Here is a 26,377-nt window from a genome sequence, read left to right on the forward strand (position 1 = left end):
TATACGACGCAAGCGCCCGGGCTATTCCGGACGCTCGTTGGAGATCTTTATGATATTCCTGAAGGCGACTGCGATGCCCAAAAACATGCAGACCAACAGAAGCGCAGGGGAAGTGTCGAAGAGGCGGTCAAACAACCAGCCCACTAAAGCACCACCTGCAGGACCTGCGATCAATTCGGTTAGAACCCTGTTCCCTTGCCGCATTCCTTTGGCTGGAACCTGATCTGTACCCGAACGAACCGCTTCGGCTTTCCGCGCCGCTTTCAGCTGCATGTCTAACGAATCGAGCCGAGCGTCACTTTTACCGTTGCCATCCTGCCCGGAGTTGTTCGATGCCATGTGATTCCTACCTTTTTGCGAAGAGAAACCACCACGAAATCGGGTCAACCCCGCCTAGGCACGGGCGCTTTAGGAGAGGCCTCCCGACAAGTCAACAGGCCGACCACAAGTTTGTTGCGCCGCAAAAGAAAAGAGCCGCACCATTGCTGGTACGGCTCTGTATATAACAATGTGCCTCCCGATATGGTTCGAGACATTCATCCCGTCAGATCAGGGACAGCGCGGGTCGAGTTCAGGACGTCCGGCGTCGCGCGTTTTCCACTGCCCGCCGGGGGTCTGGTATTTCTCGCCGGCAACGGTGCGTTCGGCGATCAGGCGGCATCCGCTGCGTAGCGCCATTTCCTCAACCGTCGCGCCATTGGCGAGTGCTTCCTTGGAATAGGCCGCCTTGCGCTTGATGTTGATATCATCGACCAGCGCCTTGATGGCGGGCGATGGCGGGGTCACGAAGCCGAGATATCCATCGGCCTTTTCACCGACCAGCCCGCTTTCGCGCGCGCCCTGATATGCCGGATCACGCCCAGACTGAAACGCAATTGCACCCGACGCCGTAGCGCCAAGCAACAATGCGGCAATGACCATTTCAACTGACTCTTTCATCAAAATATCTCCGGATTCTCTTCAATCACCTTCTCGGACGCCGCGGATAATTTTAGCAGAATTTCCTGCCGAACCGCGATGTTAAGGTTGATCACTATCGGTTTGTCGGGCGCGGTTACCTGGACGCAGCCGGACAATACTGAGAGCATGATCGGTGTCAGAACGAGTATCGCTTTCCCCATGTTACGGCGAATCGCACTATCCATGCGGTTCGTCAATTGCCGTTGCATATGCGTCATGTCCGCTTTCCCCTTGCTGAATGGGTCATTCATCAGTTTGTTCATCTTTCTTAACAGGGCTATCATTTGACGAAGACGGCTCAGACGCCCCTTCCCGTCTCTTTTCCATCAGTCCCGGCAGCTCCCGCTGAACAAAAAGACTGGGGTCGTAATAGTCCCTGACTTTGTTGATCAGTGCCATAAACTCCGCCGTGATTGTCACATTGAATTTGATAGGTATCCGCGCCAGTTGCTTCGTAATGAAATTGCGCTTCGCCCCGCTACCCTGTTGCAGGCCAGTGAAGCTGATATCCGTGACGATCTCTCCGTCCAGCTCACCACCAACACCGATGGTTAGCGACGAATAGCGAATGGACCGCAGCGCCTGGAACGCAAAGTTGCCGAAGGTCCCCATATCCTCATACGCCAATTCCCCCAGATAGCTCACCTCCCCGCCCCCGGGACGGGACACCAGCGCCCCGCCGACAATCCGGCCGCCGTCCTGGTTGAAAATCATGGGTAAGGTGCCATCGAAAACGCCGGTCACACGCAAATTCTGGAAGTCATAGCCTGCGAGGAACTGCTCCGCGTCGACGCCCACTACCCGAAAAGTCAGCCGCCGTTCTTTCTCAACCCCGAAATCAAGCGTCGTCGGCTCCAATAAGAGCTCGCCTCCTGCAAAGGGCCAACGTCCGGATTCGATGCGGACCTGCTGGTCAGGGAGCAATTGGTATCGGATCGACCCGTTCAGGGCCGGGATGCCCGGATTGACGGAAGCTATTGTGGCAATCTGCGAGGGTCCGGTTTCCAGACCAAGAAGATCGGTGAAGACCATCTCGGTGGTCAGTCCTTCAACCGGACCAAAAGCCGCCGCGAGATTCATGCCCGTGGTCGCCACGCGTCCGCTGCTCCGAACCCCCTGGCTATCCCATTCAATACGGCCGTCTCCGTTCACGACGCCATCGACATTTGCAAAGACACCCAGCACCAAGGGTGTAAGCAAGGACGGCTGGAAGCGTTGGGTAAACCGCAAATCATCGACGGCCAATAAGGCTCGCCCGCTGCTGTCGTTCAGCGAATGCCGGATGTCGACTCCGGCAACGCGCGTGCCTGTTTCCGGCTCTGTAATGTTACCAATTGCAGTGATAATGCTGTTTTCCAGCGTCAACAGCATGTCGGGAACGCGCACCGGCTGGAACCGGTCCACCTGCTCGGCATCCAACACTTGCAGATTGCTGTCCAGCGTCAGCGCATTGTTCAGATAACGCCAATTGCCTGCCGCCTCGTCGATCAGAAGAGGGATATTCCCGATCTGCCCGGAACCGCCCTGCAACGTGCCGCTCATACCGCCCCCGCCAAATCGGCCCGTCAGTTCCGCCACGGTAAAATCGGTGGCGCTCTCCTCTTGGCCAAGAGTGACCGCTACATCACGCGCCACAAAACCTTCGTCCAGACTGAACCGGATGGACGCGCTTTTTGCTGAAAGGGGCGCGCTGCCCAGATTGCCGCGCACCGCCAAATTCGGCAGGTTCGCAGCAAAACGGGTCCGCCCATTGCCGGTTGAAAAAACCGGTCTTCCCCCGTCAGGGCAAAGCCGCAGGCTCTGCGATCGCAAGGCGACATTGGCGATTTTCAGGGAATCGAAACGGACCGATTGGCAGCTTTCATAAAGCGCGAGCCCTTGCCCGTCATAGCGGCCCGACAGGGGTAATTGCATGCCGCTGACAAATCCGTTCGGTATCGGTCCCGACACCAAAGCCTGACCGTTAAAGCGCCACGCGCTGCCCGGGCTGCCGCTGAATGCCAATGCAGGTATAGCCAGCCGGGCCGCCCCGCCTGTAAAAGGCGCGACCGTTAAATTACCAGCCCATTGCGATCCGGCAGCCGGACGCAGGGAAAGCGTGGCATTCGGAACATCCCGTCCACCGAGCGCCAGTTGGACAGGCGCACCGATCCGCCAACCGGATGAAGAAGACTGGATCACCAGCGGACTATTCTGGCGAAGCTGCGCGCCCGAACCACTTTTGAGTGCCAACGACGAAATGGTCGCGCCCATCCGCCCCTGAAAATCGCGGAAGGCATCAAATTCGAGATTGCCGTCAAAGCGATCCCCTGCCCGCTCAACGACCGGTGCAATACGCGCAAGCAGCGGCCCTACCGGTGTATCCCGTGTCTGCGCAACCAAGGCGCGCAGGCTTCCCAATGATCCGCGGTCCAGAGATCCACTGGCAACTGCCATGTCTCCGCGGGCTGACAGAGCGAATTTGCCGTCGTTAAGACCTCCATAGCCCTTCGCATTCAGCGACAGGCGTGGAACGGTCAAGGGCGCCGACCGCAGGCCTGCCTTTTCCAAAGCCAGCGTAAAATTGGTCCGGCGCATTCCACCATCGACCGAAACGACACCCTTTGGCGCAGTCGCGGCAATGCCGGGATAGCGGATGGTGGCTGCGGCAAATCCGACATCCCCTACCCATTTGTCCAGACGCTCGGACAATTTGACATCGACATCCAATTTGGGCGCTGCAACGGCCAATCCCTGCGCCGTGCAGCCCAAAGAAGATGCGGACAATGGTCCGATCAGACGCGGCTGCCGCCATTCAAGCAACAGCTTTCCGTCAAAGGCGACCGCAGGCGCGCGGCATCCACCGGCGGCGATGGCGGTCGAGCGCAAAGAGAGTCGGGCGGCGAACTGGTTGCGGAGCAGCCCCCTACCGCTTAGCCCGACACCTATATTCCCCCATGGCGTTTCAATCCGCGCCTTTGCGTCTTTGATGACGAGCCCGATGTCAGGCCATTCAAAAGGCTCCTTCGATGTGGGGTCGGTGAATTTGTCGAGTTCACCGAAGGACAGCTTTCCGTCGGCATAGCGCCCACGCAGCGAAACACCCTTGGCGCGGACATCGCGCAAACTCGCGCCGGAAAAATTGAGGGCAACGTCGACTTCAACTTCTTCGGCGGTCAAATCGGGGCGTGCTGGATCGCCGATGACCAGATTGCGGATACGCTGGGTGCGAAAGCCGATCTGATCGATGCTGTAGGTTGCACGAATACCTCTGCTTTGCAGTTCGCTTTGTACGAAACGGTCCGCAATGGTGTTACGCTGTGCCCATGCGATCAACACCAGGCCGACAAAAAGCGCCGCAACGGTGGCAAATATGATGTGCTTCCACCGCCAGCCGCGAAAGGGTTCGGGCGCGCTATCCATGGTTATACCGGTGTCGGCAGGTTCCTGCATGACTATCAAATGCGTGAAAGGGCATAGGGTTGCAATGCCATTCGCATCTATAAGCTTGCCTGAACGACGAAAATTTCCGAAAAGGCGATAAATTGCAAAAGGATAGCTGCGATGGGGGTCGCCCACGGAACTGATTCACACCATGGAACAGGCCACCGCGCCCGCTTGCGAACGCGCCTGCTCGAAGCCGGTGGTGACTCGCTTTTGGACCATGAGCTGGTCGAGTATATTCTGGCACTGGCCATTCCGCGCAAAGACACCAAGCCCTTGGCGAAGCAGTTGCTGGCGCACTATGGCGGCTTTTCGGCGTTGCTGACGGCGGATACAGAAAATATCGTGCGGCAGGCCGGAATGGGCGAAACCAGCACTGCGGCACTAAAAATCGTTCAGGCCGCTGCACTACGCCTGCTGAGCGAACCGGTTCGCGAGCAGCCTATGCTTGCATCGTGGCAGTCCCTGCTCGACTATCTGCGCGCCGACATGGCGCATCTGACCATCGAACGCGTCCGCACCCTTTATCTGAACAGCAAGAATATGCTGATCCGCGACGAGGTTACGAGCGAAGGGTCCATCGATCAGGCCGCAATCTACACGCGCGAAGTGATAAGACGTGCGATTGACCTTGGCGCGGCGGCAATCATCCTGGTCCACAACCATCCCAGCGGCGATAGCGCCCCCAGCCGTCAGGATATTGCCATGACGCGCGATATCATAACCGCCGCCAAAAGCTTCGGCATCGCGGTACATGACCATATCATCATCGGTAAAGACGGCTATTCCAGTATGCGGAGCGCGGGCCTTATTTAGCGGGTGGCCAAAACTGTGCGGGTGCAGCATAGGTTGCACATGAACTCTCCCCTCCCCCTCAAAAAGACTCTTGGTGATAAAGAACTGACCGTCATGATGGCGTCGCTAATGGCGCTCAATGCCTTGGCGATCGATTCCATGTTGCCTGCCTTTCCGGCGATTGTCGGCAACCTCAGCCTCGCAAACCCCAACAGCATCCAGTATATCATCTCGATATTCCTGGCAGGCACCGGCATCGGCGCGTTGATCCATGGCCCTTTGTCGGACCGTTACGGGCGCAAGCCGATCCTGTTGATTGCGACCGTCGGTGCGGCGCTGTTTTCGCTTGCCTGCAGTTTGTCGACCAGTTTCGAGATGTTACTGGCGATGCGCTTTTGCCATGGCTTGATGGCCGCTGCGATGGGCGTTCTTGTGATTTCCGTTATTCGTGACCAGTTCGAAGGTGACGCCATGGCGCGGCGTATGTCGACGATCTTCCTGATCTTCATGATTGTGCCGATCATCGCGCCGACCATCGGGCAATTCGTCCTGCTGTTCGCAGGATGGCGCACCATTTTCGACCTCATGGCCTTTATGGCGCTGATGGCCGCTGGCTGGGTTTACTACCGCTTGCCGGAAACGCTGCATCCGGAAAATGTGATCCCCATCGAACCGCACGCGCTTGCTAAAGCGTGGACGAAAGTGGTCACCAATCGCAATGCCGCTGGGTACATGATCGGCGCAGGTATCGTGCAAGGGGCCCTGTTCGGCTATCTGAACAGCTCTCCGCAGTTATTTGATGAAGTTTTCAACGCGGCCGATTTCTTTACGATTGGCTTTGCCATTGTTGCGCTTGGCATTGCGGCATCGAATTTCACCAATTCCAAAATTGTCGAACGGTTTGGTGCCCGCCGCGTATCCCAGACGGCGCTGATCAGCTTTATTATCTTGGGATCGTTGCAGGTGGCGGCCGCTGAATTTGCACCGACGTCATTGCCCTTGTTTCTAGCTCTGTTGACGGCGAACATGGCCATGGTCGGATTTATCGGGTCCAATTTTTCATCGATTGCGATGACCCCGTTCGGGGACGTCGCTGGCGCGGCATCGTCCTTCCAATCCTTTGTCAAAACGCTTTTGGCGGCGGGGATCGGCGCGGCCATTGGACAGCAGTTTGATGGAAGCGTCCTGCCGGTCGCGGCTGGTTTTTTGGTGTGTGGCCTTGTCGCGCTTGCTCTTGTCCTGTGGTGCGAAAAAGGCCTGCTGTTCACGCGCCCGGGAACGACCCCTAAAATACCGAACAACCCACGCGGGTAACAACCCGGCACGGTGCTATTCTTAGACACAAATACGGCCGTCGATACACAAACTATGTCACCCTGAACTTGTTTCAGGGTCTTAGTCCTTCGGCGTTGAAATCTAAGACCCTGAAACAAGTTCAGGGTGACGGTGAGGTGTTTGTCGAGTGACAGTCTGGTGTTCAATTTGGGTGACGGTATTCAGACGCAAAAAGGGAGGCCGGAGCCTCCCTTTCTATTTCACGATGCGACAGTTTTTAATTGTCGTGCACGGGTCCGGGGAATTCACCCATATCCGGCGCATCATCCATCATCTGGTCATGCTGAAGGTTCGAATTACGCATTCCGTAGATGAAATAGAGCGCAACCGCACCAACCAGGAAGTAGATGAAGAAAATGAGCACATTGAAAGGAACGGTCGTGATCAGATAGAGGCACGACAAGATCCCCAGTGCAGGTGTGATCGGGTACAGCGGTACCGAGAAGCCACGCGGCAGATCAGGTGCTGCACGGCGCAGATAGATAACCGACAGACACACAATAGCGAAGGCCGCCAACGTACCTACCGAAGTCATGTCGCCCAACACGTTGATGTCGAAGAAGCCAGCCGCAACGGCTGTGATCGTGCCGACGAGCATCGTGTTGATATAAGGTGTGTGGAACTTCGGATGCACCCGCGAGAAAATCTTGGGCAACAAACCGTCACGCGCCATGGTGTAGAAAATACGTGTCTGGGCGTACATCAGAACCAACACCACCGATGTCAGACCGATGATGGCACCGACCTTGATGGTCTTGGCCAACCAGGCCCATTGCGCACCGAAGCTGTCGACAACAACGGCCACAGGATCCGGCACGTTCAGCGACGCGTAGGGAACCAGCAAGGTCATAATGGCTGCAACCAGCATGTAGATGACCGTGCAGACAATCAACGACCCGATGATACCAAAGGGCATGTCCCGTTTCGGGTCCTTGGCTTCCTGACCTGCGGTCGAAACAGCTTCAAAACCGATATAGGCAAAGAACACGATCGAAGCGGCGCGCATAATGCCATCCACGCCAAATTCACCGTCACCGGTGTTTTCGGGAATGAACGGCGTCCAGTTGGTCGCCATATATTCGCCGAGATTAGACAACACGATAAAGCCGCCGACAAGAATGAAGGCCGCCAATACGCTGACCTTGATCGCCACGATGATGTTGTTGACCTTCGCCGATTCCGACACGCCCACCATCAACAGCAGCGCGAGCGCCATGCAGATAAGGAAAGCAGGAAGGTTGAAGATCGCGGTCACCTGCGCGCCATCGACAAGCAATGGTGCGCCATCACGCATCAGCACCTGACCGGTCGGGCCGGTAAACTGTGCGGGTATGACAAGGCCAAAATCCGCAAGCAAACTGACCACATAGCCACTCCACCCGACCGCGACCACCGACGCGGCAAGGCCATATTCGAGCAACAACAACGCCCCCATGATCCAGGCAACAAATTCGCCAAGCGTGGTGTAGCTATATGTGTAAGCAGAGCCGGATACCGGCAAGGTTGAAGAAAGCTCGGCATAGCACAGGCCTGCGAAAGCACAGACAAGGCCCGCCACAACGAAGGAGAGCATAACAGCCGGACCAGCATGCAGCGCCGCGGCACTGCCGGTACGGACAAAGATGCCTGCACCGATGATGCAGCCAACCCCCAGCAAAAGCAGGTTCCATTTGCCCAGCGAACGTTTCAGTTCGCTACTGGCCGTTTCTCTTTGTACTTGCGCGATCGTTTTGCGCGCGAACATGCGCTGCATCACGGTTTGCGGTTCACTCGCCATCTTCTTCTCCCCGAAGGATTGTTATTTCGCGGAAACTAACCGCAAATGCAAAGCGCGCAACTTAATTTCAACGAACAAGCATCGGTCCCAAGGGTTTTCCACCAAAAATGTGGACATGCAGGTGCGGAACCTCCTGATGTGCGTCGAATCCGGTGTTGGCAAGCAGGCGATAGCCCGGCTCCACCAACCCCATGGTGCGCGCGACATGGCCCACCGCTCTTACGAATCCGGCAATCTCCGCGTCACTTGCGTTGGCGCTGAAATCATCCCAGCACACATAAGCGCCTTTTGGGATGACCAGGACATGCTCGGGCGCTTGCGGGTTTATGTCGTGAAAGGCCAATGCCCATTCGTCTTCATACACTGTCCGATTGGGAATTTCACCGCGCAGGATTTTGGCGAAGATATTCTGGTCATCATAGGGCTGTGTCGCGTCAATGGGCATAGGTCACTCCGTTCTGCTGGCCTTTTCTGCTATTCCCGAGATGCCGTCGCGGCGATCCAACTCGGCAAGAACATCATCCACCGACACGCCACCTTCCGCCAAAAGGACGAGCAAATGAAAAAGCAGGTCTGCGGCCTCGGCCGTCAATTTTGCAGGATCGCCGGACAAGGACGCGATAACCGTTTCGGTGGCTTCTTCCCCCACCTTCTGTGCGATTTTCTCCCGGCCTTTGGCAAAGAGCGATGCAACATAGCTGCTGTCCGAAGACGCACCTCGCCGTTCGGCAATCACCATTTCCAGCCTGCTAAGCGTATCGCTCATCACACATCCTTCTGCAGCGCGGCCACCATCGCGCGGTCTTCTACCGGAATTAATCCTTCAAGCACGCGCCAGAATCCGGTGACCGATTCCTGTCCTGCCGCGGCATAGGCGGTCGCAAGGCTGGTGCGCAACGCCTCGAACAATTGCGCTTCGAATGCTTTGCCTTCATCGGTCAACCGCAACAGCTTTTGCCGCCGGTCCGCCGAACCACTACGCGTCTCGACCAGATTGCGCGCGGACAGATCGTTCAGCACACGTCCGAGCGACTGCTTTGTGATAGCCAATATCTTCAGCAGTTCGCTGATTGTCAGGTCGGGTTGCCGCGCAATAAAATAAAGCGCACGATGATGCGCGCGCCCCAGTCCATGCTCGGCTAATCCTTCATCAATCGACCGGGTGAGCCGTGTGTAGCCGAAAAACAGCAGCTCGACGCCGCGGCGCACCTCATGCTCACGCAGGAAGAGCGGCGAAGCTGCGGGCGTTGCAGGTGCGGGAGATGGGACAGCCATATTGACGTATCTTGGCGCAGCCCATAGGACAGTGCAAGCCCTTAAGGGACGAACACAATTAGGTATCGAGAGCAGATATGACCGCTGGCGCATTTCCATTTGAGGCGAACCCGAATCCTGTTGATGCCGCCCGCCGCGCGGAACTGCTCGCCGACCCCGGCTTTGGCCGCGTCTTTACAGACCATATGGTCACCATTCGCTATTCCGATGACAAAGGATGGTATGATGCCAAGGTAGGCCCCCGCGCGCCACTTACGCTCGATCCGGCAACGGCCGTTCTCCATTATGCGCAGGAAATTTTCGAAGGATTGAAAGCCTACAGACTCGCCGATGGCTCGATGGCGCTGTTCCGCCCCGAACAGAACGCGCGTCGCTTCCAACGCTCGGCCAAGCGCCTTGCCATGCCGGAATTGCCGGAAGACTTGTTTCTGCAATCCTGCCGTCAGCTTATTGAAGTCGATCAGCATTGGTTCCCGCCGGTTGAGGGCGGCTCCATTTATCTGCGTCCCTTCATGATCGCCAGCGAGGTGTTCCTGGGCGTCAAGCCATCGGCGGAATATCTCTATATGGTCATCGCATCGGCAGCCGGGAATTATTTCAAGAGCGGCGCGCCCGCCATCAAGATCTGGGTCTCCGAACATTATACCCGCGCGGCCCCGGGCGGCACGGGTGCAGCGAAATGCGGCGGCAACTATGCCTCCAGTCTGGTTGCCCAGTCCGAAGCCATCCGGAACGGATGCGACCAGGTCGTCTTTCTCGATGCAGCGGAACATCGCTGGATTGAGGAACTGGGCGGCATGAACCTGTTCTTCCTCTTTGACGATGGTACGTTGATCACACCGCCAACGGACGGCACGATCCTGGAGGGCATTACCCGCGAATCGATTCTGGTGCTCGCCCGCGAACAAGGCTTGAATGTCCGCGAAGAACGCTATGCCATCGACCAATGGCGGGCCGATGCGACGTCCGGTAAGCTGGTTGAGGCTTTTGCCTGCGGTACCGCAGCGGTCGTGACACCAGTCGGCAGCGTCCATAGCCAAAATGGCAGTTTCACCATTGGAGCCGGTGGGCCCGGCCAAATAACCCAGCAATTGCGCGCCAAACTGGTCGATATCCAGCGCGGTATCGCACCCGATCCGCATGGTTGGGTGCAGCAGATCAGCTGATCGAAAATTCCCGCGTTTCGGCAATTGCCATTGCCGAAACTCGCGCTATAAGGCCGCCGCAGCACAGGTGGCTTCGGCCGGCTGAATGCGCAAAATGCCAAGATGATGGGGCGTCGCCAAGCGGTAAGGCAGCGGCTTTTGATGCCGCCATTCGCAGGTTCGATCCCTGCCGCCCCAGCCATCTTCCTCCGACCCGCTTTTGCTTCATCGCCTCGCAAGCTTTGTAAATGGTTGTAACAACGTGCAACCCGCACTGGCGCGAACCGGCAATTCCTTTTATTTAGGCTCCCGAGGGACACCTGTTAAAAAATTGGTGCCGTTGGGTAGGGTCGAACATATGCGTGTTGTTATTGCCGATGACGAAGCGGACGTCGTAGCTTTTCTGAAATCGATTGTCGAAGAACTGGGCCATATCGCCGTCAGCTTTGCGGACGGTAACAAATTGGCGCAGGCGCTGATGCGTGAGACATTCGATCTTGTCATACTGGACTGGAACATCCCCGGGAAAGACGGGATTGATCTGCTCAAATGGATGCAGACTGCTTTGCCCGAGCATCCTCCGGTCATCATGATGACCAACCGGTCTGCGAAAAAAGATATTAGCGATGCGCTGAATGCCGGTGCGGATGACTATATCACCAAGCCGGAAGACCGCTCGGTTGTCGCCGCACGGATAAACGCCATGCTCCGCCGCAATGCGGGTGCCGGAGCATTTGATGCAGAGGCGGTTTACGGGAAATACCATCTGAACCGGCTGGACCAAAGCGTCACCGTGAATGGCGAGACCATCACCATGACCGCCAAAGAATTCGAGCTGGCCGATCTGTTTTTCCGCAACGCGGACCGCACATTGTCCCGCAATTACATCATGGAAACGATCTGGCGCACCAATGCCGTGCTCGCTACGCGCACGCTGGACATGCATATTTCGCGTGTCCGCGCCAAGCTTGACCTGCAACCCGAAAACGGATTTCGGATTTTTACCGTCTTCGGTTATGGATACCGTCTGGAAACGATTACAACAAGCAACTGACGGGACATATTATGCGGCCAACTATGCCACGGCTTGCAACTGCAATTTTGGGTTTAGTACTAAGCCTTTGTGCAACAACCGGGGCGGCAGCGCAGAATGAGGATGCGCCAATTCGCTATGTCGTCCGCAAGGGTGATACGCTGATCGGGCTGGGCGACCGCTATTTCCGTACTCCGCAAAGCTACAAGATTGTGCAGCGGCAGAACCGGATCGCCAATCCCTATGCGATTCCCATCGGCAAGATCCTGTCCATTCCACGGAGCCTGCTGAAATACCGGCCGGCCTCTGCCGAAATCATTGCGGTGCGCGGTCAGGTCACACAGGACAATAGCGCCGCCACGACCGGGCAGAAATTGCAGGAAGGCACTGCGATTACGACGGGGCCGTCATCTTTTGCGACCATGGTGCTCGACGACGGCTCGCGCATTTCCCTGCCCTCCAATAGTGCAATCCGCATCCGGCGTTTACGCACATATCTTCTGGGCAATATCCTCGATTACGACTTCGACGTTGCCCGGGGCGGCATCCGGTCGTCGGTGGTGAAGCAGAAATCGCCCGACGACAGCTACCGCGTCCGCACCCCCAAGGCGGTTTCCGCCGTCCGCGGCACCGATTTCCAATCGCGCTATGATGCCGATACCCAGAATGACTTTGCCGAAGTCGTCGAAGGCGGACTTTCGGTCGACACCGGTGGGGAAAATGCGCGTGCCCTTCCCGCAGGAAATGGCCTCGCAGTCAAAGCCGATGGCGGCGTTCTGACCGAAGCGCTGCTGCCCGCGCCTGAGCTGCTCACGCCCGGAAAACTGCAAGCCGACAAAATAGTCCGCTTCGCAGCCGCCCTGTCCGGACCCATCCGCTACACTATTGCAACCGACTCCGGCTTTATTGAACAGATCGCAGACAGCATCGTGCAGGATGGAAAGGCGGAGTTTGCCGATCTACCCAACGGCAATTACTTCGTCCGTGCCCGCGCCATATCAGCAGCAGGATTGCAGGGAATACCGGCTACATTTACGTTCAAGCGACGCCTGAACAGTGTGACGGGAAGCGCTGGCAAGGAAAAGGACGGATTTGTTTTCCGCTGGCGCGCCGAAGGTGACGGGCCGCAAAAATTCCATTTCCAACTGTTCCGCAACGCCGTCACAAATGTGGCGATGGTCGATGAGGCAGGCTTGGATTCGATGATGATCACCTTGTCCGACCTGCCCCCGGCCGATTATTATTGGCGCGTGGGATCTACCCAATATGCCGATGGCGAAGCGTCCACCAGTTGGACCCCAATCGAGAAAATCACGGTCGCAGGCCCTTGACGGTGGCCTTGCCCGCGCCGAGTAAAAAAGGCTGAAACCGGTCGTGAATTTGCAGCGTCGCCTTGCGATCGAATGGTTGGCAATCGGACTTTTTGCGACCTGCCTGCTCGTCGCCACACTTTATTGGCGCGGGACGGCTTCGTTCGACCATTTGCTCTATGACCAGCTCAGCGCGGTCGAGCGTCCGCCGGCGGATGGCGACATATTGATTGTCGCCATCGACGATCCCAGCCTGTCCGCGCTCGGCAAATGGCCGTGGGACCGGGATATCCATGCGCGGCTGATTACCAAACTCCAGCAGAAAAAACCGCGCGCCATCGCATTCGACATCCTGTTGAGCGAGCCGGGCACACCGGAATCGGACGAAAGGCTTGCGGCTGCCATGGCGGCTGGCCCCGCGCCGTTGTTCATACCGCTGCATTTCAATGCGCCGGGCAGCGACGGCCGGGACTATGACACGATATTGCCCGCGCCCGTTTTTGTACAAGCGGCGGCAGGGATAGGGCATGTCAACATCCAGTTTGATGACGACGGTATTGTGCGCCACACAACGCTCTGCTTCACGCCGGACAAGGGCGGTAAAGCATGGCCGCATTTGATTACGCGCCTGTTCGAGCCCACGCGCCCGCAACTTCCAAAGACCGGATGTTCCGCACCCCTGCTCATCCCCTATGCCGAGCGGGGAAGCTTCTCCGAAATTTCCTACGCTGACATCTTGAACGGCGATGTGCCCGATGAACTGGTACGCGGCAAAAATATCATCATCGGGGCGACCGCCGCCGGCATGGGTGATAATTTCCCGACGCCCAATGGCGAAGGTGGCATGTTGTCTGGGGTAGAGGTGATGGCCAATGTTCTGGCCGCGGCGCGCCGAAATGACTTCATCCGCCCCCTGTCCGACCCATGGACCTATGCCCTGACGCTTGCGCCTATGTGGTTGTTGATGGTCGGCTTTTTGCGGTTTCGGCCAAGGGTTGTGTTGATGGTTTCCCTTGTTTCGCTGGCAGGGATACTCGCAATCAGCATAGCCCTTTTGTTCAGCCGCCTGTGGTTTCCGCCCGGCGCCGCCCTGCTCGGTATATTATTGGTCTATCCCTTATGGGGATGGCGCCGTTTGCAAGCGATGAGCGTGTTCATGGATTCCGAGTTGCGCGCGCTCGAACAAAGCGGCGAAGTCCGCCCCCTTCCCATCCCCGCAAATCAGGCGACGGATATGGTGGGCCGCCAAAGCGAAGCTCTTGCGAGCGCGATTGACCATATGCGCGACCTGCGTCGCTTTGTGTCGGACACGCTGGCGGATTTACCCGACCCGATGTTTGTGACCGACCCCGGCGACAAGGTCACCCTTACGAACAAATTGCTCAATGAAAGTCTGGACAAAGATATTTCCGGATGGCTGCTGTCCGATGCACTCGACCTGATGGTCGTTGCGGAACAACGCGCGGCAGTCGACCATTATATCGGGCAGCCACAGGCCAAGGGTCAGGAATATGTGCGGTTCGTATCGCCCGCGGACAAGACTTTTGTCATGCGCCGGTCCGAAGTGCGTAGCGATTCAGGCGTACTGCATGGCCATATCCATTATCTGACCGACATAACGGCATTGGCAAAGGCTGAGCGGGATCGGGAGGAGGTGTTGCAACTTCTGTCCCATGACATGCGCGCACCGCAATCATCCATCATCGCCTTGCTCGATGGCCCTGTCGATGCCGATGCCAAGAAACGGATCGAGCGGAACGCCCGGCGGACCATCCAGCTTGCCCAAGACTTTGTCGAAATCGCCCGCATGGGAGAGACCGACTTTGCCGGACAAGACGTCTTGCTCGCAGATCTCGTCCGGGAAGCGACCGACAGTCTATGGCCGCTCGCGCGGGAGCGTGGAATCAGTTTTTCGGTTCGCGACACAAGCGACAGCGCCTTTGTACTGGCCGAACCGGAAAGCCTGCACCGTGCAATCTGCAACCTCGTGGATAATGCCATCAAGTTCAGTCCGGCGGATGCAGTCATCGGCATAGACATTGGCCGGCAGGACGGAACGAACGTGATCGTGACAATATCCGACAGCGGAGACGGGATAGAAGCCGATCTGTTGCCCAGCCTGTTCACCCGATTTGCCTCCACAGGAAATCATGCCGGACGGGTAAAGGGCGTCGGTCTGGGGCTGGCCTTTGTGCATGCTGTTATTACACGGCACAATGGTACGGTCTGGGCGGGGAACGGCGAGAACGGCGGTGCCAGATTCAGCTTCACCCTGCCGATTGCCTAGCAATAAAATTGCCGGATTATTCGATCCCGCTGCGGAGGGTGGAATAACTTCCGCGAGGCTTGCCCAGATCGGCAAGTGCCGCATTGATCATGATAGGCAAGGCTTCAGCCAGCGGTAGTCTGCAATGATATTCCGAAACCCGGCTGCGGTACATTTCCGAACCATCGGCCACACGGGTCAAGGTAATGCCCACCCGAAATTCCTTGTCGGCACAGCTCTGGAGCGGCTTGCGGCGCTTGGCAGGCGACAGGCTCTGTGGTCCGGCGGTGCTTCCCACCGCTAAGGAAGCATCGCGCGAGTCGACTGTAACCTGCAGATGAAGCGGCGCGGTATCGGCACGCGCAAAACCACGCGATGTCAGCGCGCCTTCAACAAGATCATGGGCGATCTTCAGGTCGGCCGACTCATATTCGGTCGCGGCAACGGCATAGGTCTGGCTTTCAAGGGTTGTAACACCCGCGCTCTGGACTCGTGTCTCGATCCCCGAAGAACAGGCTGATACCAAAAGTGAAATGCCTAGGGCGCAAAGTAAGCGGTGCATGGGACCTGCATTATCAATACCGGTCCCCTACATGCAACCTCTACATCATGTTACACCGCTTTACCGGGTAACGACGAAATAAATGACGTAGAACCAGCTCAATATGCCGTGGATGATTGCCCATAATACCGACTGGTGCGCGGTATAGCTTATCACCATCGCCAAAGCGCTTCCGAAACCGATCCCCGATTTGACGACTGTTCCTTGCATGGCAAAGTCCCTTCTCATGCGGCTTGTTTGGCGCGTTCGTTCAGTTCCTGATTCAACATTTCGGCGAGCAAAAACGCCAGTTCAAGCGACTGTGCCGCATTAAGCCGTGGATCGCAGTGGGTGTGGTACCGGTCGGCCAGGCCTTCGTCGGTAACCGCGACTGCACCGCCCGTGCATTCCGTTACATTCTGACCGGTCATTTCGATATGAATACCGCCGCCAAAACTGCCCTCTGCCCGATGGACAGCAAAGAAACCGCGCACTTCGGCCAATATCCGTTCGAACGGACGGGTTTTATACCCGCTAGCGGACTTGACCACATTGCCGTGCATCGGGTCACAGGACCAGATTACGGGATGGCCTTCGCGTTGAACGGCACGGACCAGCTTGGGCAATCCGCTTTCCACCTTGTCATAGCCATAGCGCGAGATCAGCGTCATCCGGCCCGCTTCGCGCGACGGGTTCAATGTGTCGAGCATCCGCAGCAAAGCATCAGGTTCCAGACTTGGTCCACATTTGATCCCGATCGGATTGCCGATGCCGCGCAGATATTCGACATGGGCCGAACCTTCAAAGCGGGTGCGATCGCCGATCCACAGGAAATGGGCCGAGGTATCGTACCACCGACCCGTTAAGCTGTCCTGACGTGTCATGGCTTGCTCATAGGGCAACAACAGCGCTTCATGACTGGTGTAGAAACTGGTGCCCTTGATCTGGGGTACGGTTTCGGGGGTGATTCCGCAGGCTTCCATAAAGGCCAAGGCTTCGCCGATACGGTCCGCCGTTTCCTTATATTTCTGCGCCCATGGCGAGCGTCCCATATAATCATGGGTCCATGCATGCACCTGCTGCAAATTGGCATAGCCCCCGTTGGAGAACGCCCGCAGCAGGTTCAGCGTCGATGCCGCCTGGCTATAGGCGCGGACCATACGCGCCGGATCGGGCGCCCGACCTTCAGCATTGAATTCAATGTCGTTGATTATGTCCCCGAAATAGCTTGGTAATTCGACATCACCAATCTTTTCGGTAGGTGTGGAACGTGGCTTGGCAAATTGGCCTGCCATGCGGCCGAGTTTGACCACGGGAACCTTGCCCGCAAAGGTCAGAACGACAGCCATCTGCAGGATGACGCGGAAGGTATCGCGAATATTGTTCGGATGGAACTCGGCAAAGCTTTCGGCGCAGTCGCCGCCCTGAAGCAAAAAGGCTTTGCCTTCGACGACCTTGGCAAGATCAGCGGTCAGGTTGCGGGCCTCTCCTGCAAAGACCAGCGGCGGATAATTACGCAAGGTCTCCTCAGTGGCCGCAAGCGCAGCTGCATCCTGATATTCGGGCATGTGAATGCCCTTTGCGTTTCTCCAACTGTCCGGCGTCCAATCTGTCGCCATGCCCATTACTCCAGCTTTGTTCATTTCAAAGGGGCGCCCTTTAGGCTCATTTTATGTGCACTAGCAAGCAAAAGCGGCAATTTTCCGTCACTTTCGCAATTTGCAACTGCGTCGCAATGTTTTAGTATATTATCTGCCAAATTCCCTGTTGGCAAATTTGCCAAAAGACGTCTATCAGGCCCGCTGAATCGCCCTGTCAGCATAGGTGAAAATCCTTTTGGTGTCAGGGTATCATGGGGTTTCGACGGTATTGCGGGCTTCAAATCCGCGTCGCTAATAAGGGCAGCATATGGCTACGGTCAAAAAGACAACAGGCACATCCAAAGCTCCGCGCAAAAACGCGGCTGAAGCGTCAGCCGAGTTAACAGCGCCGACCTCCACAGCAACTGTGGACGAAGGCGAAGGCGTGCGTCGGCGCGATTTCATACACATCGCAACGGTCAGCTTTGCTGGCGTCGGCGCGGTCGCAGTGGCAATTCCGCTGGTTTCGCAAATGAGCGCAAGCGCAGACGTTCTTGCGCTCGCATCGATCGAAGTCGATGTTGCCGCCATTCAGCCCGGTCAGGCCATCAAGACCAGCTGGCGCAAACAGCCTGTTTTCATCCGCAATCTGACTCCGGTTGAAATTGAAGACGCCAACAAGGTGGATGCCGCTTCCCTTCGCGATCCCCAAACACTCGCAGAGCGCACCCAGCCAGGCAAAGAAAACTGGCTGATCACCCTTGGCGTTTGCACCCATCTCGGTTGCGTTCCTCTTGGTGCCGCATCCGGCGAAGTTAAGGGTGAATATGGCGGCTATTTCTGCCCCTGCCACGGTTCGCACTATGATACTGCCGCACGCATCCGCAAGGGCCCCGCGCCATTGAACCTTGCGGTTCCAGAATATGTATTTCTTTCCGACACAGTCGTAAAAATCGGTTGAGGAGCTAAAACAAGATGAGCTTCCCTTGGGCAAATGAGTATAAGCCTCAGAACGCGGTAACCAAGTGGGTGGACGAACGTCTCCCCTTGCCCCGCTTGGTGTATAATGCAGTGGGCGCCGGTTATCCGGTTCCACGTAACCTGAACTATTTCTGGAACTTCGGTGTTCTCGCCGGTGTTGCGCTGGTTATCCAGATTGTGACCGGTATTGTTCTGGCCATGCATTATTATGCTAGCGTCGATGGCGCGTTCAACTCGGTTGAGCACATCATGCGTGACGTAAATGCCGGTTGGTTCATCCGCTACGCGCATATGAACGGCGCCAGCTTCTTCTTCATCGTGGTCTACATCCATATTTTCCGCGGCCTTTTCTACGGTTCGTACAAAGCTCCGCGTGAAATGATCTGGTTGCTGGGCGTAGTGATCTTCCTGCTTATGATGGCTACGGCATTCATGGGCTACGTGCTTCCATGGGGCCAGATGAGCTTCTGGGGTGCGCAGGTAATTACGGGTTTCTTCTCCGCCATTCCGTTGGTTGGCGAACCGTTGCGCCAGTTGCTGCTTGGCGGCTTTGCGCCTGACCAGGCCGCGCTGAACCGCTTCTTCTCGCTGCACTACCTCCTGCCCTTCGTGATTGCTGGTGTGATCATCCTGCACGTTTGGGCGCTGCACATCCCAGGGTCTTCGAACCCTACGGGTGTCAGCGTAAAGGCCGAACAGGACACTGTTCCCTTCCACCCCTATTACACAGCAAAGGACGGCTTCGGATTGGGCATATTCCTGATCGGTTTCGTCGCCATCACATTTTTTGCACCGAACCTGCTTGGCCATCCGGACAACTATATCCAGGCTAACCCGCTGTCGACGCCGGCACACATCGTTCCCGAATGGTATTTCTTGCCGTTCTACGCGATCCTGAAGGCGTTCACCGTGAACTTCGGCATTCCCTTCACCGGCATCGTGCTGATTGAAGCGAAGCTGATGGGCGTGCTTGCCATGTTCGGTTCGATCCTGTTGCTGTTCTTCCTGCCTTGGCTGGATACATCGCCGGTGCGTTCGGGCCATTATCGTCCGCTGTTCCGCAAGTTCTTCTGGTATGGCCTCATTCCGAGCCTTGTCGTGCTGACCTATTGCGGTGCGCAACCTCCTTACACCCAGTGGGTTGTACTGAGCCAGATCGCAGCAGCCTATTACTTCGCTCACTTCTTGATCATCCTGCCTATCGTTTCGCGTATCGAACGGCCGCTTCCGCTGCCAAATTCGATCACCGAAGCCGTGACAGGAAAGCCGCTTCAAACGGCGACCGCGTAAAACAGGGAAAGCCACTATCATGGTTCGTTTAATTGCTTTTTTGGTAGGCGTGTTTTTCAGCGGAATGCTGCTGATCGGCCTTGGGGACACCATCATTGGTGCAATCAAGGAACCTGCCGTTCCAACTGCCGAGCATGAATTCCATAAAATGCCGCTTGCGGAAAAATTCCCGCACGACGGTCCGCTGGGCAAATATAACAAGGGACAGCTGCAGCGCGGCCTTAAGGTATATTCGGAAGTATGTTCGGCATGCCACAGCTTGAAGCTTGTATCCTTCCGTGACTTTGCAGCCTTGGGCTACAATGAAGAACAGGTGAAGGCGATCGCCAAGGGTTGGAAGACCGAGGTTCCCTCGATCAACCCTGAAACGGGTGAGCCTGCTACACGGCCTGGTATCCCTGCCGACCGTATTCCTTCACCCTTCCCGAACGAAGTTGCTGCTCGCGCCGCGAACAACAATGCGCTTCCGCCTGATCTTTCACTGATCACCAAGGCGCGTGCGGATGGCCCAGCCTATGTGTATTCGTTGCTGATCGGCTATGAGGAAACTCAGCCTGCGGAATTGCTGAAGAAGTTCCCGGATGCAAAGACTCCCGACGGGCTGCACTACAACCCCTATTTCGCGAACCTCAACATCGCGATGGCCGCACCTTTGGCCGCTGACGACCAAGTCACCTATGACGATGGTACGAAGGCAACCAAGGCTCAGATGGCCAAGGACGTTGCCGCATTCCTGACCTGGACGGCTGAGCCGAAGATGGAAAACCGTAAGAGCGCAGGTTGGGCAGCCCTGATCTTCCTTATTATCTTCACTGGGCTTGCATGGATGTCTTACAAGAGCATCTGGGCCGACAAAAAGCATTGATCGCTTAATCAGCGCTAATTTGGACGGGGCCGCACTTTGCGGCCCCTTTCTTTTGCAATCGACCCGTTGACGACAGGGCAACTTGCTGGCAATAGCGGCCCGCTCAACGGTTCGCCGTGACCGCGGGTATAGCATAGTGGTAATGCACTAGCCTTCCAAGCTAGCTAGAGGGGTTCGATTCCCCTTACCCGCTCCAAAGCTGCAGATAAGGCGCTCAGCCGAACTTGCGCCAAGATGAACATTCCGGCCATCTGATACACTTTGCGACAATGCAGCAATTGCGCTGACACACCCCTGCGACATATTATCCCTACATCATAGTCATCCGGCCACTTCGTCGGACTTGATGATAAGGATTGAAAAGATGGATAGGACAAAAATTATAGCAGCTGTGCTTGCAGCCTCGCTGACAACCGCAGCGCTTTACGCAGCTCCCGGAATGAAAGCGGATGCTGACGGTGACAAGATCGTGACCAAAACGGAAGCGCTTGCGCAGGCAGATGCGCGCTTCGCCAAAATGGACGTAAATGGTGACGGTACGCTAAACAGCGCGGATCGTACTGCGATGGCTAAAAAGCATTTTGCAGAAATGGACAGCGACAAAAATGGCGCTATCAGTGAAACCGAATTTTTGGCTGCCCATGAAGCACGCATAGCGGAACGCAGAGACCGCCATGTACAACGCGCTGGCCAGTCGAATGGCGATGCGAAAGGTCACCGACCGGAACGCCATATGGGTGGGCATGGACGCGGCGGCATGAAGATGCTGGCGCTTGCAGACAGCAATGGCGACAAGGCCGTGACACAAGCCGAATTTCGAAAAGCAGCTGAAGTGCGCTTTGCCAAGGCCGATACAGATAATGACGGGACCATCACTGCCGCAGAGCGTAAGTCAATGCGCAAGGACCGCTGGGACCGCCGCCCGCCGCCACCTGAAAGTGGCGCAAAATAAAGAGCTTTGCTGGCGCGATCTTTCCCCTCCCCTTTGGAGATCGTGTCAAAACTTGGCCGGAGAAGTTTCCCCTCCTTCTTCTCCGGCCTTTTTGTTGCAGAAGGCCTGATAAAGCGTATCGGTTGAAACCAGCATGAATAAATCCCGTCCCCATTTGCTGCTTGTCGATGATGAGGCTTCCATCCGCGATCCGCTTGGAAAATATCTGGAGCGGCAAGGCTTTCGCGTTAGCGATGCACCCGATGCGTCGACGGCGCGTTCCATGCTTTTGTCCTATGATATCGACTTGGTCCTTCTGGATATCATGATGCCCGGCGAAGACGGGTTGAGCCTGTGCCGCCATATTTCGGCAAATGATGGGCCACCGGTCATATTACTGACCGCCAAGTCAGAAGAAACGGACCGGATCATTGGCCTGGAAATCGGCGCAGATGATTATGTCGTAAAGCCATTTTCGCCGCGCGAACTCGTCGCGCGTGTCAAAGTTGTATTGCGCCGCATATCGTCGGGCGCACCTAAACCCGACCGGATGGGTGAAGTTTTCAGCTTTGCGGGCTGGACCCTCAATACGGCGGAACAAAGCCTGCATGATCCCGATGGTGTGCTTATCCCACTGTCTTCTGGCGAACATCGTATGCTCGAAGCTCTCGTCAGCCGCGCCGGACATATTCTATCCCGCGACCAGTTGCTTGATCTTACACGCGGCCGGGAGGGTGGCCCGTTTGATCGGGCGATAGACAATCAGGTGAGCCGTCTCCGACGCAAAATTGAAGCAGACCCCAAGGATCCCCAACATATCAAAACTATCTGGGGGGGCGGATATCGCTTTTCCACCGAAGTGAAGCGCCTCTGACAATGCTGAGAGGATTTCGTTTTTGGCCGCGGAGCCTTTATGGGCAGATCCTGTTGGTGACCGCTTCTGCGCTACTAATAGCGCAATCGATAAATGCCACCTTGTTGGTCTTCGGCGTGCGAAATCGCGCTGTTTCGGAAACGGCTGCCATGGTTGTAAGCCGGGTCGCCAATCAAATAGAAAGACTTGAAGCGGAAGGCACCCCTGTCGGCGAACCAGACCGCTGGTTCAAACGACAAGAAAGCCGTTCTGGAGAAAGGCGACGCAGATCTCCCCCCGTTGCTATCACAGTCGGCACCGGCCCGATTTTGATTGAGCGATCCGACGTGCAAGAGGAGATATCCGAACGAGCCCAGGAATTCTTCCGGCAAGGAGAGATTAATGTATCGGCGGTACGCATATCGACCGTATCCGTAAAACTCCTTCCCGCAGCGCTGCGCGAAGCGCAGTTGCGCCGATGGAACGGCGGGCGCATGCGCGACCCCAATCTGCGCGCTCCCAATCGAGCCGTGTTACTATCGGCCCAACTGCCAGACGGAACGTGGGTCAATGCCGCAGGGCTTGTGCGACCTGATGAAGGTGCATCCATCTTTGCCCTGCTGCTGCAAACCTTTACCTTGTTTATTGCGGTCATGATCCCTCTCGCGCTAGTCGCGCGCAGAATTGCGGACCCACTTAACAAGCTGACCCAACGCGTTCAGCGCGTTGGTTTAACCGACGAGGTTGATGTGCTTCAGCCTGCAGGGCCCGATGATGTAAAGCAACTGATAGAGGCCTTTAACGCGATGCATGCGCGGGTGTCGGCTTTGCTGGGAGAAAAAGACGTCATGCTCGGCGCTATCGGGCATGACCTAAAGACGCCCTTGGCCGCATTGCGCGTTCGCATTGAATCGGTCGAAGATGATCACGAACGGGAAAAAATGGCCGCGACCGTCGACGAAATGGTCACGATTTTGGATGATATCTTGACCTTAGCCCGTCTCGGCAAATCAGGCGAAGCGCTCCAAACCGTAGACATCGGCGCGTTGATCGAGTCTGTCGCAGGTGAATTTGAACCTGTCGAGTTCGAGATGCCTGATACTCGCGTTATTGCGAGCATCAGGCCCGTTTTATTGCGGCGTGCACTTCGGAACTTGATCGGAAATGCGATACTATATGGAAGAGTCGCTGCGATCCAAATTGATAGCCGCGCCAATCTCGTGACCATCAATATAGATGATAGAGGCCCCGGTATCGATCCGACCCAAATCGAGAGCATGTTCGAACCCTTCACCCGGGCCGAAAAATCGCGCAGCAGGTCAACCGGTGGTTCGGGGCTGGGGCTTACCATCTCGCGCGCCATTGCGCGTGCGCATGGTGGTGACCTGACTTTGTCAAATCGCGAAGAAGGTGGCCTGAGAGCGACCTTTTCATTTCAGGGGTAACTGTCGGCCTCCGGTCGCGTGGATGTGGGATCGCGTCCGGAGGCCGATGTTTTCGAGCGTAGCGGGTCTATGCCGCCAACCTCTGCCGACCGCGCAGAAAGCCATTTCAGATGGACCAGTATCGCAGCTTACGCTGCTCAAGAAATGGCCGTCCAGCCGGTCTAAAATGTAAAACGGCAGGACGCGGCATTAGTTTACCGATTTAGAAAAGTTTTTTTGAAGCTGGTAAATTGACTTCTCAACCAACAGGTTGCGTCTTCCAAGTCCCGCTCTTTTGATATTCGGGTCGCACATCCGTTGCAGCAGGTAATCGCTCACCACGAAACTGCGTATCGCCACCTCGATCAAGAGCTTCGCGGGAATAGCTGGGGGTATTATAGACAGTAGTTTCGCGTTGGCGTGTGGCAAGCTGGGCCGCATAGGCAGGATTATGAGATGCCGCCAAAGCGTCGGCTTCGGCCTTGACCCGTGCGGCCGCGAATTCCCGTTCGTAACGTTGTTGAAGCTTGATGGGGTCAAGATCATCGACCAAAGTTGGCTGCAATACCCGAGGCTTGGGCCCTGGAAAAGGCTCATAGCCTGCATAACGGCGGAAGAATGCTGACGGCCGGCCGGCACTCCCTTTCCAGCTGTAGAAGCGATGGGCACCGATCGTGCCGACAAAATTCAGGCTGGGCGCCCAATAGGGATAGACATAAGTCGCATGATAATGCGTTGCCATCCCCACCGGACCATAGACAAATCCAGCAAGTGCCTGAGCCGCTACATTCTGGGCCCGCAACCACGATATCCGTGCCGGTTGACGCGCCATGGAGCCGTCGCAGCTATAACTGAACTGACACCCGGTTGCGCGTTCGGAACCCTGATAGATTACCCCGCATACGCTGTTCGGAAAAGTCGGATGACGCATGCGGTTCAGTATCACTTGCGCCACGGCGCGTTGGCCTGCCTCCGGTTCATTCGCGGCTTCATAATAGATCGCATCGGTTAAGCATTTTAACGCCCGGCTATGTTCCGAAGTCCCTGCCTTCAAAATGAACGGCTGCGCACTAGAACCGGATAGTACCATTGGAGCAACGCCTGCACCATCAGACAGATCACCCTTTAAGCCGGATACCGCGTCCGCGTCAGGTGCCGCTTTCACATCGGTTAGGCTTTGGGGATCTAGGTAAAAAAATGCCGAACCAGGGAAATTTTCACCGGGCAATTCGGCATCCCAAGTCATTTTGCTTGGCGTAGTCTCTGTGTCCGAACGACCGAATGGCGAGATTTGCGCGACGGAAGGAACGAAGGCCAATAGGGCAAATGCAATAAGCACTAAAAGAGTTTCGCGCGTACCGAACAACCGACGAGGCGCACTTTTCCTTTTCGTCCCCACGGACGCTAAGTTCGCTTCGTTTATGTGCTCATGAATCATGTCGCGCTTTGCATTAAGAGATTCGGCAAACCCCAGAAGCCGTCCCATTACATGAAAGCTTTTACGGCCGCGCCACCGATTTTCGGCCTGTGCCAGCATGGGACGCGGAATGTCGGACATGTTAATTATTGTAAAATCGAGAGATTTAGGAACCGCTTATCAGTACGCCGGCCGCTGCTGACGCCAAAACAACGGCCCGCAACATACGCCCTTTGCGACCCAGTCGTAAGATCGTGCGGCCCACACCCTCGAAGCCTTCACCGGCCCGCACCTGCTGCAACATCATGCTGAATTCGGGACCTTTCAGCATTTCGTTGGAATAGCGCATACGTTCCACAACCTTACGGCGCACATAAGCCGAAGAGTTTTCATTACCGAACAACGCATCCAAAGCATCATAGTGGGGCAAATGCGGCATGTGATCAAAAAGGCTGGCTTTGCCTTCACTGCAACGCACATGATCAAGCCACGCAACAGCAGCCGCCTTTGCCTGTTCGGCCGCGTGCTTTTGGCTAATTTGCTGCGGGCTGCGCCGATATAGGAGCAACCGATCAGGCAAATTGCAGATATCCGTAACCAAAGACGCTCTCAACCAAAGGTCATAGTCTTCGGCATGACGAAACGCAGCGCGATAGCCGCCAAGCGCACGGATTATGTCCGTTCGCATCATGACCGAAGGATGGCATACAGGCGGACCGTTGCGCAAGCTGAGGCGGGCGTCTTGTGGCGTTAATGGATATCTTTCCACTGCTTTTTGCAAGAAGCCGTTTTCATCCAGGTCGTGCGTATTGGTTCCGATTATTCCAATGCCTGGATTCGCCGCCAAATAATCGAACTGCAGCCCGAGACGATCCGGCATTGCGATATCATCACTGTCCATTCGTGCCAGCAGCGGCGATTTTGCCGCTGCAATCAACTCGTTCAAACTCGCCACAAGGCCACGATTTTCACGTTCAATCAATCGGATACGAGGATCACTGGCTGCCAATCCGTTGAGGATGTGCGAACTGCTATCGGTCGATCCATCGTTAAGGATCAGCAACTCGAAATTCGTAAAGCTCTGCTGAAGAATCGATTGTACACTGGCGTGTATATGCGGCGCGCCGTTATACACGCTCATGATGACCGAAATTGCGGACCCTGTTGCCATGTGGA

Annotated in this window: 25 protein-coding genes and 2 tRNA genes; 14 read left to right on the plus strand and 13 right to left on the minus strand. The window is 56.3% G+C overall.

Annotation, left to right across the window (positions count from 1 at the left end):
• Positions 1 to 21 precede the first annotated feature (21 nt).
• The 4 genes from EUU25_RS07190 to EUU25_RS07205 form a co-directional block, all read right to left on the minus strand.
• Positions 22 to 339, minus strand: coding sequence for an AtpZ/AtpI family protein (locus EUU25_RS07190; RefSeq protein WP_158899634.1), 318 nt, complete (start codon positions 337 to 339; stop codon positions 22 to 24).
• Between the two features lie 210 nt (positions 340 to 549).
• Entirely contained in the window at positions 550 to 939 is a 390-nt protein-coding gene (locus tag EUU25_RS07195; protein WP_158899636.1) for a YdbL family probable chaperone protein, read from the minus strand.
• Positions 939 to 1,211 (minus strand): YnbE family lipoprotein, encoded by a 273-nt coding sequence (locus tag EUU25_RS07200; protein WP_246162952.1) that lies wholly within the window; start codon positions 1,209 to 1,211, stop codon positions 939 to 941. Before EUU25_RS07200 ends, EUU25_RS07195 begins: the two co-directional genes overlap by 1 nt.
• Positions 1,204 to 4,392, minus strand: coding sequence for an intermembrane phospholipid transport YdbH family protein (locus EUU25_RS07205; RefSeq protein WP_158899638.1), 3,189 nt, complete (start codon positions 4,390 to 4,392; stop codon positions 1,204 to 1,206). The genes EUU25_RS07200 and EUU25_RS07205 overlap by 8 nt, the downstream gene beginning before the upstream one ends.
• 111 nt (positions 4,393 to 4,503) lie before the next feature.
• Here EUU25_RS07205 and radC point away from each other — a divergent pair, with 111 nt between their 5' ends.
• Entirely contained in the window at positions 4,504 to 5,199 is a 696-nt protein-coding gene (radC, locus tag EUU25_RS07210) for a RadC family protein (protein ID WP_158899640.1), read from the plus strand.
• A gap of 39 nt (positions 5,200 to 5,238) precedes the next feature.
• A complete protein-coding gene (locus EUU25_RS07215) occupies positions 5,239 to 6,492 on the plus strand; it encodes a multidrug effflux MFS transporter (protein ID WP_158899642.1) in 1,254 nt (417 codons plus the stop codon).
• Positions 6,493 to 6,730: 238 nt separating this feature from the next.
• Here EUU25_RS07215 and EUU25_RS07220 read toward each other — a convergent pair whose 3' ends face one another.
• The 4 genes from EUU25_RS07220 to EUU25_RS07235 all read right to left on the minus strand — a co-directional run bounded on the left by EUU25_RS07220 (position 6,731) and on the right by EUU25_RS07235 (position 9,565).
• Entirely contained in the window at positions 6,731 to 8,290 is a 1,560-nt protein-coding gene (locus EUU25_RS07220) for an amino acid permease (protein ID WP_158899644.1), read from the minus strand.
• A gap of 67 nt (positions 8,291 to 8,357) precedes the next feature.
• On the minus strand, positions 8,358 to 8,735 hold the full coding sequence (locus tag EUU25_RS07225; protein WP_158899646.1) for a histidine triad nucleotide-binding protein: 378 nt from the start codon (positions 8,733 to 8,735) through the stop codon (positions 8,358 to 8,360).
• A 3-nt stretch (positions 8,736 to 8,738) separates the two neighbouring features.
• Entirely contained in the window at positions 8,739 to 9,056 is a 318-nt protein-coding gene (locus EUU25_RS07230; protein ID WP_158899648.1) for a phosphoribosyl-ATP diphosphatase, read from the minus strand.
• Positions 9,056 to 9,565 (minus strand): MarR family winged helix-turn-helix transcriptional regulator, encoded by a 510-nt coding sequence (locus EUU25_RS07235; RefSeq protein WP_158899650.1) that lies wholly within the window; start codon positions 9,563 to 9,565, stop codon positions 9,056 to 9,058. Before EUU25_RS07235 ends, EUU25_RS07230 begins: the two co-directional genes overlap by 1 nt.
• A 77-nt stretch (positions 9,566 to 9,642) precedes the next feature.
• On the opposite strand from EUU25_RS07235, the gene EUU25_RS07240 reads away from it, so the two are divergent.
• The 5 genes from EUU25_RS07240 (at position 9,643) to EUU25_RS07260 (ending at position 15,340) form a co-directional block, all read left to right on the plus strand.
• Positions 9,643 to 10,731 carry a branched-chain amino acid aminotransferase gene (locus EUU25_RS07240; protein WP_158899652.1) on the plus strand — a complete coding sequence of 363 codons (1,089 nt, stop codon included), beginning with the start codon at positions 9,643 to 9,645 and terminating at the stop codon, positions 10,729 to 10,731.
• A 106-nt stretch (positions 10,732 to 10,837) separates the two neighbouring features.
• Positions 10,838 to 10,912 (plus strand) — tRNA-Gln (locus EUU25_RS07245).
• A gap of 156 nt (positions 10,913 to 11,068) precedes the next feature.
• Positions 11,069 to 11,764 carry a response regulator transcription factor gene (locus EUU25_RS07250; protein ID WP_158899654.1) on the plus strand — a complete coding sequence of 232 codons (696 nt, stop codon included), beginning with the start codon at positions 11,069 to 11,071 and terminating at the stop codon, positions 11,762 to 11,764.
• Between the two features lie 23 nt (positions 11,765 to 11,787).
• Positions 11,788 to 13,074 (plus strand): FecR family protein, encoded by a 1,287-nt coding sequence (locus tag EUU25_RS07255; protein ID WP_158899656.1) that lies wholly within the window; start codon positions 11,788 to 11,790, stop codon positions 13,072 to 13,074.
• 43 nt (positions 13,075 to 13,117) lie between these two features.
• A complete protein-coding gene (locus EUU25_RS07260) occupies positions 13,118 to 15,340 on the plus strand; it encodes a CHASE2 domain-containing protein (protein ID WP_158899658.1) in 2,223 nt (740 codons plus the stop codon).
• A 16-nt stretch (positions 15,341 to 15,356) separates the two neighbouring features.
• Here the strand turns inward: EUU25_RS07260 and EUU25_RS07265 are convergent, their stop codons facing one another.
• Genes EUU25_RS07265 through EUU25_RS07270 form a run of 3 tightly spaced genes read right to left on the minus strand, consistent with a single transcriptional unit; the run spans position 15,357 to position 17,479 of the window.
• Positions 15,357 to 15,881 carry a hypothetical protein gene (locus EUU25_RS07265; RefSeq protein WP_158899660.1) on the minus strand — a complete coding sequence of 175 codons (525 nt, stop codon included), beginning with the start codon at positions 15,879 to 15,881 and terminating at the stop codon, positions 15,357 to 15,359.
• A gap of 60 nt (positions 15,882 to 15,941) precedes the next feature.
• A complete protein-coding gene (locus EUU25_RS16490; protein ID WP_187351300.1) occupies positions 15,942 to 16,091 on the minus strand; it encodes a hypothetical protein in 150 nt (49 codons plus the stop codon).
• A 14-nt stretch (positions 16,092 to 16,105) separates the two neighbouring features.
• Complete coding sequence (locus tag EUU25_RS07270; RefSeq protein WP_158899662.1) at positions 16,106 to 17,479, minus strand: class II 3-deoxy-7-phosphoheptulonate synthase; 1,374 nt, start codon at positions 17,477 to 17,479, stop codon at positions 16,106 to 16,108.
• A gap of 388 nt (positions 17,480 to 17,867) precedes the next feature.
• Here EUU25_RS07270 and petA point away from each other — a divergent pair, with 388 nt between their 5' ends.
• The 7 genes from petA to EUU25_RS07305 all read left to right on the plus strand — a co-directional run bounded on the left by petA (position 17,868) and on the right by EUU25_RS07305 (position 23,805).
• Positions 17,868 to 18,401, plus strand: a complete 534-nt coding sequence (gene petA / locus EUU25_RS07275) for a ubiquinol-cytochrome c reductase iron-sulfur subunit (protein WP_246162986.1) — start codon at positions 17,868 to 17,870, stop codon at positions 18,399 to 18,401.
• 14 nt (positions 18,402 to 18,415) lie between these two features.
• Positions 18,416 to 19,711 (plus strand): cytochrome b, encoded by a 1,296-nt coding sequence (locus tag EUU25_RS07280; protein ID WP_158899666.1) that lies wholly within the window; start codon positions 18,416 to 18,418, stop codon positions 19,709 to 19,711.
• Positions 19,712 to 19,730: 19 nt separating this feature from the next.
• Complete coding sequence (locus EUU25_RS07285; protein WP_158899668.1) at positions 19,731 to 20,576, plus strand: cytochrome c1; 846 nt, start codon at positions 19,731 to 19,733, stop codon at positions 20,574 to 20,576.
• A gap of 122 nt (positions 20,577 to 20,698) precedes the next feature.
• Positions 20,699 to 20,772 (plus strand) — tRNA-Gly (locus EUU25_RS07290).
• 168 nt (positions 20,773 to 20,940) lie between these two features.
• Positions 20,941 to 21,528, plus strand: coding sequence for an EF-hand domain-containing protein (locus EUU25_RS07295; protein ID WP_158899670.1), 588 nt, complete (start codon positions 20,941 to 20,943; stop codon positions 21,526 to 21,528).
• A 133-nt stretch (positions 21,529 to 21,661) separates the two neighbouring features.
• Positions 21,662 to 22,381 (plus strand): response regulator, encoded by a 720-nt coding sequence (locus EUU25_RS07300; protein ID WP_158899671.1) that lies wholly within the window; start codon positions 21,662 to 21,664, stop codon positions 22,379 to 22,381.
• 56 nt (positions 22,382 to 22,437) lie between these two features.
• Entirely contained in the window at positions 22,438 to 23,805 is a 1,368-nt protein-coding gene (locus EUU25_RS07305; protein WP_222848834.1) for a sensor histidine kinase, read from the plus strand.
• A 238-nt stretch (positions 23,806 to 24,043) separates the two neighbouring features.
• Here EUU25_RS07305 and EUU25_RS07310 read toward each other — a convergent pair whose 3' ends face one another.
• Positions 24,044 to 25,030: a cell wall hydrolase gene (locus EUU25_RS07310; protein ID WP_158899675.1), complete on the minus strand. Its 987-nt coding sequence runs from the start codon at positions 25,028 to 25,030 to the stop codon at positions 24,044 to 24,046.
• A 337-nt stretch (positions 25,031 to 25,367) separates the two neighbouring features.
• Positions 25,368 to 26,372, minus strand: a complete 1,005-nt coding sequence (locus EUU25_RS07315) for a glycosyltransferase (RefSeq protein WP_158899677.1) — start codon at positions 26,370 to 26,372, stop codon at positions 25,368 to 25,370.
• Positions 26,373 to 26,377 lie beyond the last annotated feature (5 nt).

It is taken from the genome of Sphingorhabdus lacus, assembly GCF_009768975.1.
In the GTDB taxonomy this organism is placed as follows: domain Bacteria; phylum Pseudomonadota; class Alphaproteobacteria; order Sphingomonadales; family Sphingomonadaceae; genus Sphingorhabdus_B; species Sphingorhabdus_B lacus.

Excerpts from the sequence above, each read along its gene's own strand:
- EUU25_RS07255 (WP_158899656.1), top strand. The coding sequence starts at position 11,788 with ATGCCACGGCTTGCAACTGCAATTTTGGGTTTAGTACTAAGCCTTTGT.
- EUU25_RS07280 (WP_158899666.1), top strand. The coding sequence starts at position 18,416 with ATGAGCTTCCCTTGGGCAAATGAGTATAAGCCTCAGAACGCGGTAACC.
- EUU25_RS07215 (WP_158899642.1), top strand. The coding sequence starts at position 5,239 with ATGAACTCTCCCCTCCCCCTCAAAAAGACTCTTGGTGATAAAGAACTG.
- radC (WP_158899640.1), top strand. The coding sequence starts at position 4,504 with ATGGGGGTCGCCCACGGAACTGATTCACACCATGGAACAGGCCACCGC.
- EUU25_RS07205 (WP_158899638.1), bottom strand. The coding sequence starts at position 4,392 with ATGCAGGAACCTGCCGACACCGGTATAACCATGGATAGCGCGCCCGAA.
- EUU25_RS16490 (WP_187351300.1), bottom strand. The coding sequence starts at position 16,091 with ATGCAAGGAACAGTCGTCAAATCGGGGATCGGTTTCGGAAGCGCTTTG.
- EUU25_RS07295 (WP_158899670.1), top strand. The coding sequence starts at position 20,941 with ATGGATAGGACAAAAATTATAGCAGCTGTGCTTGCAGCCTCGCTGACA.
- EUU25_RS07220 (WP_158899644.1), bottom strand. The coding sequence starts at position 8,290 with ATGGCGAGTGAACCGCAAACCGTGATGCAGCGCATGTTCGCGCGCAAA.
- EUU25_RS07315 (WP_158899677.1), bottom strand. The coding sequence starts at position 26,372 with ATGGCAACAGGGTCCGCAATTTCGGTCATCATGAGCGTGTATAACGGC.
- EUU25_RS07230 (WP_158899648.1), bottom strand. The coding sequence starts at position 9,056 with ATGAGCGATACGCTTAGCAGGCTGGAAATGGTGATTGCCGAACGGCGA.
- EUU25_RS07285 (WP_158899668.1), top strand. The coding sequence starts at position 19,731 with ATGGTTCGTTTAATTGCTTTTTTGGTAGGCGTGTTTTTCAGCGGAATG.
- EUU25_RS07200 (WP_246162952.1), bottom strand. The coding sequence starts at position 1,211 with ATGAATGACCCATTCAGCAAGGGGAAAGCGGACATGACGCATATGCAA.
- EUU25_RS07190 (WP_158899634.1), bottom strand. The coding sequence starts at position 339 with ATGGCATCGAACAACTCCGGGCAGGATGGCAACGGTAAAAGTGACGCT.
- EUU25_RS07235 (WP_158899650.1), bottom strand. The coding sequence starts at position 9,565 with ATGGCTGTCCCATCTCCCGCACCTGCAACGCCCGCAGCTTCGCCGCTC.
- EUU25_RS07240 (WP_158899652.1), top strand. The coding sequence starts at position 9,643 with ATGACCGCTGGCGCATTTCCATTTGAGGCGAACCCGAATCCTGTTGAT.
- EUU25_RS07195 (WP_158899636.1), bottom strand. The coding sequence starts at position 939 with ATGAAAGAGTCAGTTGAAATGGTCATTGCCGCATTGTTGCTTGGCGCT.
- EUU25_RS07300 (WP_158899671.1), top strand. The coding sequence starts at position 21,662 with ATGAATAAATCCCGTCCCCATTTGCTGCTTGTCGATGATGAGGCTTCC.
- EUU25_RS07250 (WP_158899654.1), top strand. The coding sequence starts at position 11,069 with ATGCGTGTTGTTATTGCCGATGACGAAGCGGACGTCGTAGCTTTTCTG.
- EUU25_RS07265 (WP_158899660.1), bottom strand. The coding sequence starts at position 15,881 with ATGCACCGCTTACTTTGCGCCCTAGGCATTTCACTTTTGGTATCAGCC.
- EUU25_RS07225 (WP_158899646.1), bottom strand. The coding sequence starts at position 8,735 with ATGCCCATTGACGCGACACAGCCCTATGATGACCAGAATATCTTCGCC.
- EUU25_RS07270 (WP_158899662.1), bottom strand. The coding sequence starts at position 17,479 with ATGGCGACAGATTGGACGCCGGACAGTTGGAGAAACGCAAAGGGCATT.
- EUU25_RS07310 (WP_158899675.1), bottom strand. The coding sequence starts at position 25,030 with ATGACTTGGGATGCCGAATTGCCCGGTGAAAATTTCCCTGGTTCGGCA.